We start from the raw sequence: 14,396 nt of genomic DNA, 5'->3' as shown, positions 1-14,396 counted from the left end.
AATTGAAAAATTTTAAGATGCCTTCTATTTCATTGTCTTGATTCTCGTCTCTATTTTTTTTAAAAAAATGGAACCTCCTATAAATAACAACCCAGTTGACTCCCAAGCCCCAACCCTTTTATAAAAAACCCTGGTTCCTGATCTTGGGGATTTTGTTGGTTTCCTTCAACTTGCGGCCTTCCATTACTGCCGTCGGACCATTGATACCCATGATCCGGGAGGACTTGGGCCTTTCCAATGGTTGGGCAGGATTTCTCACCACCTTACCGCTGTTGACCTTTGCTACGTTTTCTCTTTTTTCGGCAGCCATAGGCAAGCAACTCGGTAACTCAAAAGCCATCCTTTATGCCTTGGTCCTGATCCTTATCGGCACAGTCATCAGGGTTCAAGGCGGACCGGAATGGCTTTTTATCGGAACAGGCCTGACCGGAATCGGGATTGTCATCTGCAATGTGTTGTTGATTCCTTTGATCAAGCACCTTTTGCCTACCCAAATCGGGCTGATTACTGCGTCCTATACCACAGGCATGAGTTTATTTGCTGCGGTTGCATCCGGCATTTCTGCCCCCATGGCCATTGACTTGGGTTGGGGATGGAGAGGATCGTTGTTGACTTGGGCGGGATTATTGGTATTGGGGATTTTGATTTGGTGGCCTCAGGTCAAGTTGCATCCCAAAAACAAAAAGACTGCTGATACCCATGCGAAAGTAAATGTCTGGAAATCGAGCTTGGCATGGAATGTTTGCCTATTTATGGGCGTGCAGTCTTTGCTGTATTTCACCATCATTGCCTGGCTTCCTGATATGTTGGTTTCAAGGGGGTTTTCAGCAGTTGAGGCTGGATTGATTTTATCCATTATGCAGATGATCGGGTTGATCGGGTCATTTTTAGCGCCGATGATTGCGGTCAGGTTCAAGGACCAAGTTGGTATTGCCGTGGTGATAGGGTTTATGTACCTGATCAGTTTTTCCTCGCTGTTCAGCCAAACGCATTGGGTGAATTATGCCGGACTTGCCTTGGCAGGATTGGGATTGGGTTCAAGTGTTTCACTTGCCTATACCTTGATCGGATTGCGTACCCACCACCAAAAAACTACTGCCTCACTTTCCGGAATGGTCCAATCCACCGGTTATTACCTTGCCGCTTTGGGGCCGCTTCTATTTGGAATAACCTTCGATATTTTTCATGATTGGGATTTTCTCATCTACCTGATGCTCAGCTGTTCGGTGTTGTTTATCTATTTTGGAGCAAAGTCTGGAGTTGCCAAAGTCATTTAATACCCAAAGCGAGTTGTCAAAATTCCTTTTTTCCAAAAAGATGAAGTCTTGAAGTTCATTTGAGCCGGCGGTTGTCCGTCGTCTGTGGACAGTGGACGAATGTCAAAGAATATTCTTTGGTTTCGGACGTTTCCAAATGGCGAAGCTGTTACCTTTGCAAAAAAATTAAACTGCGATGCAAGAGTATTTTACTTCAATAGGGATCCCGCCTGAAGTATTCAATTATGTGATTATGCCTTTGCTGATATTCTGCGCAAGGGTGATGGATGTGTCTATCAACACGCTCAGGATCATGTTTGTCATGAATGGCAAAAAGAACATCGCTCCTATTTTGGGCTTTTTTGAATCCCTGATCTGGCTTTTGGCGATCGGGCAGATTTTTCAGAATATCGACAATCCCATGTCCTATGTAGCTTACGCAGGAGGCTTCGCCATGGGAACATATGTAGGCATGACGATTGAGGAAAAACTCGCCTTGGGAAGGGTTTTGGTCCGTGTGATTACTCCTGAACCGATGCCTGCATTGATCGAATACATGAAGGAACGAAATTTCAGGTTTACTTCTGTGGGTGCTGAAGGACGCTATGGCAAGGTGAATCTGCTCTTTACCGTCATGAAGCGGGATGACCTTACTGGCTTTATCGGAAAAGTAAAGTCAATCAATGACAAAGCATTCTACACCATCGAAAGTGTCAAAAGAATCAGTGAAGATGACCTCAATGTGATGGACGACAAACCGAGATTTACGACGAAGGTATGGAGTAGGGTGAGGAAGTAAGGGTTGAAAATATTAGAATGTTAAAAAGTTGGAAGGTTATAACGTTATCGAAGACGAAATAAAATCCATCTCCGATTTTTTTGCTATTCCCTTTCTTGCGCGGAAAACATCAAATCCTACTTTAACTTCCACTTCGGTCCAATATCCATCAATATCTTTTTCTTTAAGGTTTCGCCTGCGGAATGAAGCTCATCAGTTCTTTGGCGGCCCCGTCAAGTAAGGTTAGTTTGTTTTTGTTGACTTTGAAGTTGGCAACTTGGGACAGGGCGGAGGTGAAATCTTTTTCCCCATCTCCCTCACAAGCTTTTCTGGTCATGGCACCGGGGTCTAACTTTAGGGTGGTTCCTTCCAGGTTGAAGTTGCCGTTGAAATTATTACATCCAGCAAACCCTGCTAATTTTCCACCTTCCTGAAAATTGAGAAAAGGTAGGCCACCGGCAAATTTTTCAGGATCCAAAGCTTTTCCCAACATGGAGTTCAGCACCCAATTGTTTCCGGTCAAAAGGCTCATTGGATTTATATTACCTACCGAACTGCAGGAGGAAAAACCCAAGAAAATCGTCAAAATAATGATACCTGAAATTTTTTTCATAAGATTACATGTGAAGAGTTGACCTAATTTAGTCAGGGAATTCCAATAAAATCAAATTTCAATCCTTTATTTTATCCCAATGAGAAGTACACCATTTCAATTTGAGAATGATCTGCCATGGCAGGATGCCGATCAGGGAATCCAAAGGAAAATGTATGGTTATGATGAGTCAGTCATGATGGTCAAGGTCAAATTTGAGGCGGGCGCGATCGGTTCCATGCACAGTCATCCCCATAGTCAGGTGACGTATGTGGAAAGCGGTATTTTTGACATGACCATTGGAACAGAGACTAAAAGGATCAAAACCGGGGACGGGTACTATGTCAAGCCACATGTCATGCATGGAGTGGTATGCATCGAGCCGGGAGTGCTGATCGATGTGTTCAGTCCCATGCGGGAGGACTTTTTGAAAACTGAAAAATAACGGCAGTTAGCTATCAAGCCACGACCTTAGTTTCCAAATTATCTTTTGCCCATTAGATTAAAATAAAATTAAGATTTCTCCATAATGGCTGATGAATTGATAATCAAACTCCCAATTCTTTAAAATAACAACAAAACATTTTTGCATTTCGGGAAATTGTCCTTAAGATTGCCGCATCAAAAAAAGCATTCTATGTTTTTCACAGCAAATGAACTCAACAATTGGAATCTCTCCCCTGCCGGAGAAAGCTGTGTTTTGGGTGGATCTACTTCCATGTTTTTTACAACCACCACTATTACGGGGTAATCCCGTTTTCAAATCCATATAGACCCCTTATCTTTAGGTCCATTTTGGACCTCAACAGCATTGGATATACGCCAAAATCAAAAAATTCATTTTTATGAAAATCTTAAAATTCGGAGGATCGTCAGTAGCCAACCAGGAAAATATCCGGAAGGTGTTTCAGATCATTAAGAAACAGGCCAAAAAGGATGAAATCGCAGTTGTTTTTTCTGCTTTAGGAGGCGTCACGGAAGTTTTGCTCCGAAGTGCCATCAAAGCCCGCGAAGGTGACAAATCCTACACCGACGAGATCAAGGTTTTGGAAGACCGGCATTATGATTTGGTCAGACAACTGATTCCCATTCAGCAGCAATCCACTGTCCTGACTTATGTCAAAGTCCGCTTCAATGAATTGGAGGACCTTTTCCACGGTATTTACCTGATCAAAGAATGTTCCCCCAAGACCTTGGATTATGTGGGAAGTTTTGGGGAAAGGTTGTCTGCATTCGTTTTGGCGGAAGCCTTGAAAGTCGAAGGTTTGGATACCCACTACCTGGATGCGCGAGAAGTCATCCGTACCAATAACCGCTTTGGCAATGCCAAGGTGGACTTTCCTGTAACCAATGACCTGATCCAGGATTACTTCCATTCCCATCCCGGGATGAAAATTATCACAGGTTTTGTAGCCTCAACCGAAAAAGGCGAAACCACCACACTTGGCAGAAGCGGTTCGGATTATACTGCTGCGATTTTTGCGTCTGCTCTTACAGCGGATCTTCTAGAAATCTGGACAGATGTTTCCGGTGTGATGACTTCAGATCCAAGGTTGGTGTATTCAGCGTTTACCATTCCTCAGTTGACATACAATGAGGCCATGGAGCTTTCCCATTTTGGGGCAAAAGTAATTTTCCCTGCCACAATGCAGCCTGCGATGCGGAAGGGAATTCCGATTTACATCAAAAATACCTTTGAACCTGAGCACCCCGGAACCCTGATCAACAGTGACGCGCCAACAGGAAAACTTATCAAGGGGATTTCTTCCTTGGCGGGAATATCTCTTCTGAATATTCAGGGCGCAGGGTTGATTGAAGTTGTCGGGGTTAGCTATAGGGTTTTTGGGGCTTTGGCAGATGCCGGAGTGAATGTCATCCTTATCAGTCAGGCTTCCTCAGAGCACAGTATCTGTGTGGCCATCCGAACCAATGAAGTTTACCTTGCCAAAGAAGCGATAGAAAAGGAATTTATCAATGAAATCCGAAATACGGAAATGGATCCTGTGATCGTGGTTTCGGAGATGGCTGTAGTCGCTGCTGTGGGAGAAAATATGAAACACAATCCCGGTGCGAGTGGCAGGATGTTTATGGCTTTGGGAAGAAACAATGTCAACGTTTATGCCATTGCCCAGGGAAGTTCAGAATTGAATATCTCTGCGGTAGTCTCCCAATCCGATCTTCAAAAAGCACTAAACGCACTCCATGAGGCATTTTTCCTTTCGGAAAACAAAGTGTTGCACGTCTTTTTAATAGGGGTTGGATTGATCGGAAAAGCTTTGATCAAGATGATTTCCTTGCAGAGAAAAAAGCTTCAGAAAGAAAACGATTTGGATGTGCAGATCCACGGGATTGCCAATTCAAGATTTATGGCTTTCCATGAAGATGGTTTTGACTTGGCAAATTGCCCGGCACCTGAAGACGCCAAAGGAGCTCGACCAATGGATTTACAGAAGTTTATCACGCAAATGGAAGACATGAACTTCTCCAACACGGTTTTTGTGGATTGCACAGCAAGTCAAGAAGTGGCGGATACTTACGAGCAAGTTTTGGAAGCCAAAGTGGCAATCGTCACTCCAAACAAAAAAGCAAACTCAGGTTCTTTGGAGAATTACAAGGCCTTAAAAAAGCTCGCCTACAAGCGGGGAGTGAAGTTTCTCTATGAAACAAATGTGGCCGCCGGCCTTCCGGTAATCAACACCCTACAAGACTTGATGCTCAGCGGAGACAAAGTCCTCAGAATCGAAGCGGTCTTGAGCGGATCGATGAATTATATTTTCAGTGAATTGGAAAAGGGTGCGCCTTTTTCGGAAGTAGTCAAAATTGCCAAGGAAAAAGGCTATACCGAACCGGATCCAAGGGATGATTTGAGTGGCATGGATGTAGGGAGAAAAATCCTGATTTTGGGAAGGGAAGCCGAGCAGGACTTACACTTTGAAGATATTACTATTCAAAGCATGGTTCCGGAAGATTGCAGGGAAACAGCCTCGATAGAGGAGTTTTTTGTCAAACTTCAAGCGCATGATGGTGAGTTTGCCCAAATGCTGGAAACCGCCAAATCCAAAGGCGAGAAACTCAGGTTTATGGCCACTTTGGAAAACGGCAAAGCAAAAGTAGGTTTGAATTCTCTTGACAGCACACATCCCTTTTACACTTTGAAGGGTTCTGACAATATGATCTTGTTTACTACAGAGCGCTACCATGACTTCCCGATGATCATCAGAGGTCCCGGTGCAGGTGCGGATGTGACCGCCGCCGGAGTATTTGCGGATGTGATACGGTTGGGTAACTTCTCCAGATAATGGGACAATTCGTAACAGCTTTCGCCCCGGCAACTGTCGCCAATGTGTCCTGCGGATTTGATATCCTTGGATTTGCCATCGATAGATTGGGCGACAAGGTGACGGTTTCTTTCAATCAGGATTCAGTTTTAAGAGTGACAGGTATCGAAGGGGATGGGGGAAAACTTCCTTTGGAGCCGGAGAAAAACACCTGTTCTGTAGCCATTCAGGCCATGCTAAACAAGCTTGGCTCTAAACAGGGAATTGATATTTTCCTTGAAAAAGGATTGCCGCTCGGTTCAGGAATGGGTTCCTCGGCTGCAAGTGCCGCCGCCGCTTTGGAAGCTGCCAATGTACTTTTGGGCAATCCATTTACCAAAGAAGAGTTGGTTCCTTTTGCGATGGAGTCAGAGCGGATCGCATGCGGTTCGGCCCATGCGGACAATGTTGCTCCTTCTATCTTGGGCGGATTTGTGTTGATCAGGGATTATGATCCTTTAGATATTGTGAAGCTTCCTGTTCCGGAAGGCATTTTCTGTACGTTGGTACATCCCCATATTGAACTGAAAACATCCGATTCGAGAAGTGTGCTGCGCAAGCAGATTTCCCTCAAAGAGTCGGTGATGCAATCCGGAAATATTGCGGGATTCATTGCGGCATTGTATAAGTCCGACTTGGCTTTGCTCAGCAGGTCTTTGAAGGATGTCATCGCTGAACCTTCCCGGGCATTGCTGATTCCGGGATTTTATGAATTGCGGGACGCAATCAAGTCCATCGGGTCTTTGGGTTCGGGAATATCAGGTTCAGGACCGACCATATTTGTCCTTTCTCCAAATGGGGACATCGCACATGAGGCAGGTGAAAAAGCCAAAGAAGTATTCCAAAAAATCGGTCTTGGCGTCGATGTGTATGTCTCGGAAGTGAATAAGCGGGGAGCTTTTGTAGTATAGGAGATGTGAGATTTGAAACTTGAGATTTGAGACAGGAAGCAAGAGCCTGTAATTCAGAATTATGAATTAATAATGAAGAATGCTTGGACACGACAACCATTACAACCTGAAAACATTAAGATCACTACAACCACTACAACAATTAAAACCAAAAATAGAGGTTCTTCTCCAATACAGCGGACAGGATCACTACTAATGAAAGATTTGAAAATTCACCCTTCGACAAGCTCAGGGAACGGGAATTTTGTGATCTTGAAGGGGAGGAGGGAAAAGCGGCTGCGCCGCTTTTCCCTCCTCCCCTAGCGCCCAATAAACCCCGATGGCTAAGCTTGTCCAAGCCAATTTGGTTTCACATCAAGATCACTCCTATTTCTGAACATCTTTTTAAATGTTAAAGACTGAGAATAACGGAACCCCCAACTTGACAACAATTAAACCCGACAACCCGAAACTCGACAACCTGACAACGGGAAGCAGACAACAATTACAACCCAAAAACTTTCCAACCTTTAAACCTTGAAACCTTCCAACCCTTTATGCACTTCTACAGCACCAACAACCCCCACCATATAGTCAGCCTAAAAGATGCCGTGGTCAAAGGACTTGCTCCGGATCAGGGTTTGTATATGCCTACGGAAATTCCGGTTTTGCCAAAGGAGTTTTTTGAGAATTTACCCAAGATGACTTTCCGCGAAATCGGATATGAAGTGATTGGAGAACTATTCAGTGATGATTTGACTGAAGATCAGATCAAAGAATTGGTTGACCATACGTTGGCTTTTGATGCGCCATTGGTGAAAGTGGAGGAAGAAGTGTATGCCTTGGAATTGTTTCACGGACCGACATTGGCATTCAAGGATTTTGGGGCAAGGTTTTGTTCCAAGTTGATGGCGATCCTCATGGAAGGTGAAGAAAGGAAAATCCGGGTTTTGGTCGCAACTTCCGGCGATACCGGAAGTGCTGTAGCCAATGGATTTTTTAAAGTAAAAGGAGTCGAGGTCATTGTTCTGTATCCAAAAGGGAAAGTGAGCAAATTGCAGGAAATGCAGTTTACCACCTTGGGAGAAAACGTGACTGCCCTTGAAGTCGATGGTGTGTTTGATGATTGTCAGACTTTGGTGAAGCAGGCTTTCTCTGATCCCGAACTCAATCAAAATATGCTCTTGACTTCCGCCAATTCGATCAATGTGGCAAGGTGGATTCCCCAGTGTTTGTATTATTTCTATGCCTATTCCCGACTTCCAAAGAACAATAAAAAATTAGCCATCTCAGTTCCAAGTGGAAATTTTGGAAATCTCGGGGCAGGGATTTTGGCTGAGAGAATGGGTTTGCCGATTGATACTTTTATCGCTTCCACCAATGTGAATCGGGTTGTACCGGATTTTTTGGAGGGTAATCCTTTCCAATCCAAGCCATCTGTGGCCACGATCAGCAACAGCATGGATGTGGGCAATCCGAGTAACTTTTCAAGGCTTTTGGCACTTTATGGCAATGATGAAAAACTTTTCCGCAGTAAAGTGAAAGGCTTCTATTTTGACAATCAGGATACCCAAAGAGCCATGGTCCAAATCAACGAAGAAACAGGTTATATCATGGATCCCCATGGAGCTGTGGGCTATTTGGGTTTGAGGAATTACATGAAAATGAATCCAGATGAATATGTCGGTATTTTCCTGGAAACCGCCCATCCCGCCAAATTCAAATCTGTAGTAGACGAAACTTTGGGCATTGACTTACCGATACCTGAAAGATTGATGGAATTTATGAAAGGGGAAAAACAATCCCTGCAGATGGGGAATAGCTATGAGGAGTTTAAAGGATTTTTAACTACAGATTTAAAAGATGGACACAGATAAAAAAGGTTAATCCCAAAGTGATTGTCTTTAATGTTGGGAAGATATTTTCTCACCTGGCCTTAGTGAGTGTCTTCACTCACTTCGATTACTAGTTTAATAAGTGGTGGCTTTAAATTGAGGCTTGTCAGTGAATAAACTGACTTTGGCGGATCGACATAAAAAAAAGCCAACTTAACGTTGGCTTTGGGAATATCTTTCTAATGATTTGATCTATTTATTCTCTGCCATGAATTTGTCGAGGTCCTTGAGTGTAATCAGCCCTTCATAATATGCCCTTCCAAACACCGCTGCAGTCACGCCCAAATCTTTCAGTCTTTTGAAGTCATCAATATTCCTCACTCCACCACTCGCAGCAAGGTGTATCAGCGGATACTTTTCAACAATTTTTTGATACAATTCAAAATTTGGTCCTTCCATCACGCCATCCCGTGTCACATCGGAAACCTTCAGGTATTTCAAGCCTCTTTCATAAAAATACTCAATATGGTCAAAAAGGTCTATTTCGGTCTTCTTCAGCCATCCCCTTGTTTTGATCTTCATGTGCTCGGGATTGGTATCCGCTGCCAAAATAATTTTTTCGCGGCCATAGGTCACCATCCATTGAGCAAATCTATCGGGGTAGGTGGCTGCGACAGAAGCAGCGGTGACTGTTTTGGCTCCATATTCAAAGCATTTCAACAGATCTCCATCTGTCGAAACTCCTCCTGTAAAATCCACAATCAGATTGGTATACCCGGAAATGGCTTCAAGAATATGATAATTTTTTGGTTCTCCTCTTCTTGCTCCATCCAGATCGACCAGATGTAGCCACTTGATGCCATGGTCTTCAAATGCCTGTGCAATCTCCAAGGGGTTGTTGGAAATCACTTCCTCGGTAGCAAAATCGCCCCTTTTCAGTCGGACACATTTGCCGTTGATGATCCAAATGGAAGGAATAATATCAAAATCAGTCATAGCTACAATAGGTTGAGATTGGGAAATCTATCGATTTCCTGATCGGCTAAGTTCAAAACCTAATCTCTAATCAGGATTTTAAATATAATACAAGAAAGCAGAAATTGACAATAGCGTCTTCAAAGTTTACCTATTTTTAAATGGGGAGGCTATTTGCCACTCCCGAGATTTAATAAATAAGCTTCGCCACAGTTCCATTGGCACCCGAAGCCCAGACAGAGGTGGTGGTATGATCCACTTTGACTGCATGAAATCCATCATCAGAAAACCTTTCCCAATCATCACCTCTATTAGTGGAAAAATCTGAACCGTTTGGTCCGACGGTAATCAACCACCCGAACCTCGAGAAAAATTCAACCCCTGACCTATAGCCACTTGGCCGTTTTCCAGGAGTAAGCCTCCATGTTTTTCCTTTATCTATGGATATAATGCAGTTGTTTAAGTCAGAATCTGACTTGGTGAAATCTCCTCCCACAGCAACTATGGCATCTATATCAATCCTCGCCATTGAAAAAATGCCTTGGGAGTCCTCATTTTGTATGATGGGAGTGCTGTACTTTTCCCAATGAAAACCCTTGTCTGCAGAATGGTAAATCTTACTGTCTTTCCCTGCACTGGCAAACCAAATATTGTCCTCATCTGCCAATATCCCTGAACCGCTCGCAGCAAAGGACCCTCCGCCTATTGGACCATTGGGACCTAATTCCAGTTCGTGCCAGGTTTCTCCCTGATCTTTGGTTTCCAATACCATCCACTTTTCATCTACCACATCACCGATTACATAACCTGCATTTTTAATAAAGAACATCCCGTCGAGAAATGCTTCCTTGGGTCCATCATACTTTTTGATCCATGTTTTGCCTCCATCACTGGTTTTGAAGATGACTGCAGGCTGACCGGAGGCCATCGCAATGGCGGTATTGGCATCAATGCCCTCGATGTCCCGGAAATCAGCGGAGTCAAGCCCATCGATTATTCCTGATTCCCAAGTTTCGCCTCCGTCTAAAGTTTTAAGCCAAGTTCCATCGGATCCGCTTGCCCATACTATCTGTTTTGTAACTGGAGACAGGCCACGTAATGAAGCTTTGGTAGGAGTTTCTATTTTTTGCCAGCCCGTGGGTTTTTCAGGAATGACAACTTTTTTTGGTTTGCTACAGCTGATAAATAACAAGCTGAGCAAAAAAAGGGACGTGTACTTTTTCATAGTTGGGGAAGTAGATTTATCAAAAAGTCTAAAAACAGTCAGATTTAGAGGATTTGTTTGGATTATTGATTGAACAGAAATTTTTTGAATTTGATTTCATCCAACACTTCCAATTCCTTTGGCCATCAAACCTGCAAGAATCGGAATGACAAATAAAAGCAACAATTCTAAACGAACCATCCAAAAAATGGATTTTGGAACCAAAATATTTTCTTGCTGGTCACCGTTTTTGTTTCGGATAAAAAAGACTGTAGGATAGATAGAGAGGATTCCTATGACGATAAACAAAGTAAGTTTGGTATGGAAAAGGGAATTATTGCTGTAAAACTCAGTTGGCTTCCCGTAACCACCCAACCAAAGGGTCATGCCTACAGCTAATAATATCAACACAGCCAAGCCATATAAACCATCAACTTTTGCCAGTCTTCCGATCTCAGAGCGGGACATTGTATTTTTGAGCAATAAATGTTCAGAAACTAGGGTCCCCACTATTGTGAAAATGCTGATAAAGTGAACATACCGGAGGAGGATTTCTATGGTCATAGAGATTATGTTTTTATTCTAAAGCTTTTCTTAATTCACCAAGCAATTCGGGGACTTTGGTCATGGCATCATAAGGCACATTTGGATCGGGAGCGGGAAGGGTCTCTATCGGAACATATCCACGATAATTGGAATTCCGGATGATAGCCACCAATTTGTTCATGTCAATCTTACCGCCTTTTCGGTCTCCAAGTAATTCCTTGACTTGCCAATTGACCGCATAGGGAATCACACGTGCGATATCTGCATAAGGGTCAGGTGTCAGCAAAAACCCGGTATCAACGATCGTTCCTAGCCAATCCGAATTGACCATTTTTAGGATTTTGATAACTTCATCGGCGCTTTTGAGCATGTCTCCATGGTTTTGTACGCCCACGATCACGCCATATTGCTTGCCATGCTCAGCACATTCGGCCAAAGCCTCTGCCATCCAAACGGCTGTCTCATCCCAAGTATGTTCTTTGGGCTGCACACCAGCAAAAACCCGTAGGACAGGTGCACCCATCTCCGCGGCTACTTCTATCCATGTTTTGGCTAAGGCGATATCTGCATTTCGTTTGGATTTGTCCACAGTGGCAAAATCATTTCTGATACCCGTTCCGCTTATTCCTAACCCCAATTGAAATGCCCTACGCTTGAAATCGTTGATAAACTTCCGTTCCGGTTTTGCCGGATATCCGGGGAAAAAATATCCTGTCGGATCAACAGCGTCAAATTCTAGACGGGCACATTCTTCCAACATGTCAATTAGACTCATGCCACCGACCTCTCCTTTTTGGTATTTGTAGAGCTGCACATAGTAAGACCATGCATTTAAGCCAATTTTGATTTTGGCGGAGGAAACTGCGGCGACATTTGGTTTTTGGGCACCAAATATCTCCTGCATCGGCAACACCCCCAATCCCAAACCTAGTGGTAGAGCAGATTTGAGAAAATTGCGGCGATCGGTCATTAGAAGTCAGTGGTCAGGAAGGTTAAAATCCAATATCAAGATATAGGTAAATTTGTAAATAATCTACTATCCTAATAGGCCTTAGGAAGATATTAATTGATATTGGATATTTATTGATATTGCCCCTAAAGCCAAATTTTTAATTAAGGTTTGAGAAATCCTTTCAAAAATTTGAATTGTCGTAAAATTTTTTTGCGACAATCTGCATCATCAGCGGGAATCAACTTTTTGGTTAAAAGCCTTCCAAGTAAAATCCTGATAGCTGACTCCCTCTTTTCCTGATAAATACCTATATTTTGCCCTTCAAAATAAACCTATTGTAATGGCCAATTTTAATATCGATGCAAAAAAAGAGATGACCTACGATGCTATTGTCATCGGTTCGGGAATCAGCGGAGGATGGGCTGCCAAGGAACTCTGCGAAAAGGGATTGAAAACCCTCGTCTTAGAGCGTGGCAGAATTGTAGAGCATGTTGTAGATTATCCCACTATGACTTTGGATCCGTGGGATACAGAGCTCCGAGGTGGACTTACCCCCGAGCAGCGGGACATTCACCCCAAAGGAAACAGGTCCGGATTTATCGGAGAGATGAACCATCATTTCCACGCCAATGACCTAGAAAATCCATATACTGAAGTCAAACCTTTTCTCTGGATCCGTGCCCATCAGATGGGCGGACGGTCCATCCTATGGGGAAAGCAGTGCTACCGTTGGTCTGATCTGGACTTCGAAGCCAATATGAAAGACGGTCACGGAGTAGATTGGCCCATCCGATACAAAGATATCGAGTCATGGTACACTTATGTCGAGAAGTTTGCCGGAATCAGCGGTGAAGCACTTGGACTACCCCAGTTGCCGGACAGTCATTTTCTACCTGCAATGGAGCTCAATTGCGTGGAAAAACACGTAAGAGAAAGAATAGAAAAAGAATTTTCAGGAAGAAATATGATCATCGGAAGGGTGGCCCACCTGACCGAACCGCTTAACGGACGTGGCAAGTGCCAATTCCGAAACCGCTGTGACCGTGGCTGTCCTTATGGTGCCTATTTCAGCAGCAATGCCGTAACACTTCCAGCTGCCCATGCGACCGGAAACCTAACAATCCGGCCTTTTTCCATTGTACAGGAACTGATCTATGACAAGGAAAAAGGAAGGGCAACCGGAGTAAGAATCATCGATTCGGAAACAAGCGAAGTCATCGAGTACAATGCCAAAATAATTTTCTGCAATGCCTCCACGCTAAGCAGTACACAGATCTTGTTGAATTCTACTTCTGACCGGTTCCCTAACGGACTCGGCAATGACAGCGGGGAATTGGGACACAACCTCATGGACCATACTTACCGTGTCGGTGCAATGGGTGTTGTCGAAGGATTTGACGACCAATACTACAAAGGCCGCCGTCCGAATGGCATCTACATTCCACGCTATGTCAACCTCGATGACAAAACCAAATCTGACAAATTTGTCAGAGGATTTGGTTATCAAGGAGGTGGCGGAAGAGGAAATTGGGGCGGAGGAGCCAATGCCGATGATTTTGGCGCAGACTTCAAAGACCGCATGATGAAGCCCGGACCATGGGAATTCTTCATTACGGGTTTTGCAGAATGCCTTCCATACCATGAAAACAAAATCTACCTCAACAAAGACGTCCTCGACAAATGGGGTCAGCCGACATTGTCGATAGATGCGGAATGGGGCAAAAACGAACTCGCCATGAACGAGCAAATCCGCATCGATGCCAAAGAAATGTTGGACCGTGCCGGATTGAAAAATGTCATGGACTTTGACAACAAGCATGAAATGGGCTATGGCATCCACGAGATGGGTACCGCACGCATGGGACGCGATCCAAAGACTTCTGTCCTCAATGGAAATAACCAAGTGCATGACTGCAAAAACGTGTTTGTGACCGATGGCGCATGCATGACTTCCTCTTCCTGCGTCAATCCATCGCTTACTTACATGGCACTCACTGCCCGTGCAGCCAACTTTGCCGTCGACGAACTCAAAAAAAATAACCTCTAATGCC

General features: G+C 44.0%; 12 protein-coding genes. 7 read left to right on the top strand and 5 right to left on the bottom strand.

The window, feature by feature from the left end; all coding sequences use genetic code 11:
• Positions 1–95: 95 nt before the first annotated feature.
• Together M3O96_RS20060 and M3O96_RS20055 are read left to right on the top strand one after the other, a co-directional pair.
• Positions 96–1,277 carry a CynX/NimT family MFS transporter gene (locus M3O96_RS20060; RefSeq protein ID WP_349630864.1) on the top strand — a complete coding sequence of 394 codons (1,182 nt, stop codon included), beginning with the start codon at positions 96–98 and terminating at the stop codon, positions 1,275–1,277.
• A gap of 175 nt (positions 1,278–1,452) precedes the next feature.
• Positions 1,453–2,055, top strand: a complete 603-nt coding sequence (locus M3O96_RS20055; RefSeq protein ID WP_249723807.1) for a DUF2179 domain-containing protein — start codon at positions 1,453–1,455, stop codon at positions 2,053–2,055.
• A gap of 163 nt (positions 2,056–2,218) precedes the next feature.
• On the opposite strand, the gene M3O96_RS20050 is transcribed toward M3O96_RS20055, so the two are convergent.
• Positions 2,219–2,647 carry an META domain-containing protein gene (locus M3O96_RS20050; RefSeq protein ID WP_249723806.1) on the bottom strand — a complete coding sequence of 143 codons (429 nt, stop codon included), beginning with the start codon at positions 2,645–2,647 and terminating at the stop codon, positions 2,219–2,221.
• 79 nt (positions 2,648–2,726) lie between these two features.
• Here M3O96_RS20050 and M3O96_RS20045 point away from each other — a divergent pair, with 79 nt between their 5' ends.
• From M3O96_RS20045 to thrC, 4 genes are all read left to right on the top strand, one after another.
• Entirely contained in the window at positions 2,727–3,071 is a 345-nt protein-coding gene (locus M3O96_RS20045; RefSeq protein ID WP_249723804.1) for a cupin domain-containing protein, read from the top strand.
• A 400-nt stretch (positions 3,072–3,471) separates the two neighbouring features.
• Positions 3,472–5,925, top strand: a complete 2,454-nt coding sequence (gene thrA / locus M3O96_RS20040) for a bifunctional aspartate kinase/homoserine dehydrogenase I (protein WP_249723802.1) — start codon at positions 3,472–3,474, stop codon at positions 5,923–5,925.
• Positions 5,925–6,854 carry a homoserine kinase gene (locus tag M3O96_RS20035; protein ID WP_249723797.1) on the top strand — a complete coding sequence of 310 codons (930 nt, stop codon included), beginning with the start codon at positions 5,925–5,927 and terminating at the stop codon, positions 6,852–6,854. Before thrA ends, M3O96_RS20035 begins: the two co-directional genes overlap by 1 nt.
• A gap of 536 nt (positions 6,855–7,390) precedes the next feature.
• Positions 7,391–8,710 (top strand): threonine synthase, encoded by a 1,320-nt coding sequence (thrC, locus tag M3O96_RS20030; protein ID WP_249723796.1) that lies wholly within the window; start codon positions 7,391–7,393, stop codon positions 8,708–8,710.
• 210 nt (positions 8,711–8,920) lie between these two features.
• On the opposite strand, the gene M3O96_RS20025 is transcribed toward thrC, so the two are convergent.
• The 4 genes from M3O96_RS20025 to M3O96_RS20010 all read right to left on the bottom strand — a co-directional run bounded on the left by M3O96_RS20025 (position 8,921) and on the right by M3O96_RS20010 (position 12,363).
• Entirely contained in the window at positions 8,921–9,664 is a 744-nt protein-coding gene (locus tag M3O96_RS20025; RefSeq protein ID WP_249723791.1) for a 1-(5-phosphoribosyl)-5-[(5-phosphoribosylamino)methylideneamino]imidazole-4-carboxamide isomerase, read from the bottom strand.
• Between the two features lie 169 nt (positions 9,665–9,833).
• Positions 9,834–10,868: a YCF48-related protein gene (locus tag M3O96_RS20020; protein ID WP_249723789.1), complete on the bottom strand. Its 1,035-nt coding sequence runs from the start codon at positions 10,866–10,868 to the stop codon at positions 9,834–9,836.
• Between the two features lie 96 nt (positions 10,869–10,964).
• Positions 10,965–11,411, bottom strand: coding sequence for a DUF2214 family protein (locus M3O96_RS20015; RefSeq protein ID WP_249723780.1), 447 nt, complete (start codon positions 11,409–11,411; stop codon positions 10,965–10,967).
• A 13-nt stretch (positions 11,412–11,424) separates the two neighbouring features.
• Entirely contained in the window at positions 11,425–12,363 is a 939-nt protein-coding gene (locus M3O96_RS20010) for a sugar phosphate isomerase/epimerase family protein (RefSeq protein ID WP_249723778.1), read from the bottom strand.
• Positions 12,364–12,685: 322 nt separating this feature from the next.
• On the opposite strand from M3O96_RS20010, the gene M3O96_RS20005 reads away from it, so the two are divergent.
• Positions 12,686–14,392 carry a GMC oxidoreductase gene (locus M3O96_RS20005; RefSeq protein ID WP_249723776.1) on the top strand — a complete coding sequence of 569 codons (1,707 nt, stop codon included), beginning with the start codon at positions 12,686–12,688 and terminating at the stop codon, positions 14,390–14,392.
• The last annotated feature ends 4 nt before the right edge of the window (positions 14,393–14,396 follow it).

The organism is Aquiflexum sp. TKW24L, from assembly GCF_023502205.1.
Classification (GTDB): domain Bacteria; phylum Bacteroidota; class Bacteroidia; order Cytophagales; family Cyclobacteriaceae; genus Cognataquiflexum.
This window is presented reverse-complemented; position numbering and strand designations above follow the sequence as displayed.

Excerpts from the sequence above, each read along its gene's own strand:
- M3O96_RS20015 (WP_249723780.1), bottom strand. The coding sequence starts at position 11,411 with ATGACCATAGAAATCCTCCTCCGGTATGTTCACTTTATCAGCATTTTC.
- M3O96_RS20055 (WP_249723807.1), top strand. The coding sequence starts at position 1,453 with ATGCAAGAGTATTTTACTTCAATAGGGATCCCGCCTGAAGTATTCAAT.
- M3O96_RS20010 (WP_249723778.1), bottom strand. The coding sequence starts at position 12,363 with ATGACCGATCGCCGCAATTTTCTCAAATCTGCTCTACCACTAGGTTTG.
- M3O96_RS20025 (WP_249723791.1), bottom strand. The coding sequence starts at position 9,664 with ATGACTGATTTTGATATTATTCCTTCCATTTGGATCATCAACGGCAAA.
- M3O96_RS20035 (WP_249723797.1), top strand. The coding sequence starts at position 5,925 with ATGGGACAATTCGTAACAGCTTTCGCCCCGGCAACTGTCGCCAATGTG.
- M3O96_RS20045 (WP_249723804.1), top strand. The coding sequence starts at position 2,727 with ATGAGAAGTACACCATTTCAATTTGAGAATGATCTGCCATGGCAGGAT.
- thrC (WP_249723796.1), top strand. The coding sequence starts at position 7,391 with ATGCACTTCTACAGCACCAACAACCCCCACCATATAGTCAGCCTAAAA.
- thrA (WP_249723802.1), top strand. The coding sequence starts at position 3,472 with ATGAAAATCTTAAAATTCGGAGGATCGTCAGTAGCCAACCAGGAAAAT.
- M3O96_RS20050 (WP_249723806.1), bottom strand. The coding sequence starts at position 2,647 with ATGAAAAAAATTTCAGGTATCATTATTTTGACGATTTTCTTGGGTTTT.
- M3O96_RS20020 (WP_249723789.1), bottom strand. The coding sequence starts at position 10,868 with ATGAAAAAGTACACGTCCCTTTTTTTGCTCAGCTTGTTATTTATCAGC.
- M3O96_RS20005 (WP_249723776.1), top strand. The coding sequence starts at position 12,686 with ATGGCCAATTTTAATATCGATGCAAAAAAAGAGATGACCTACGATGCT.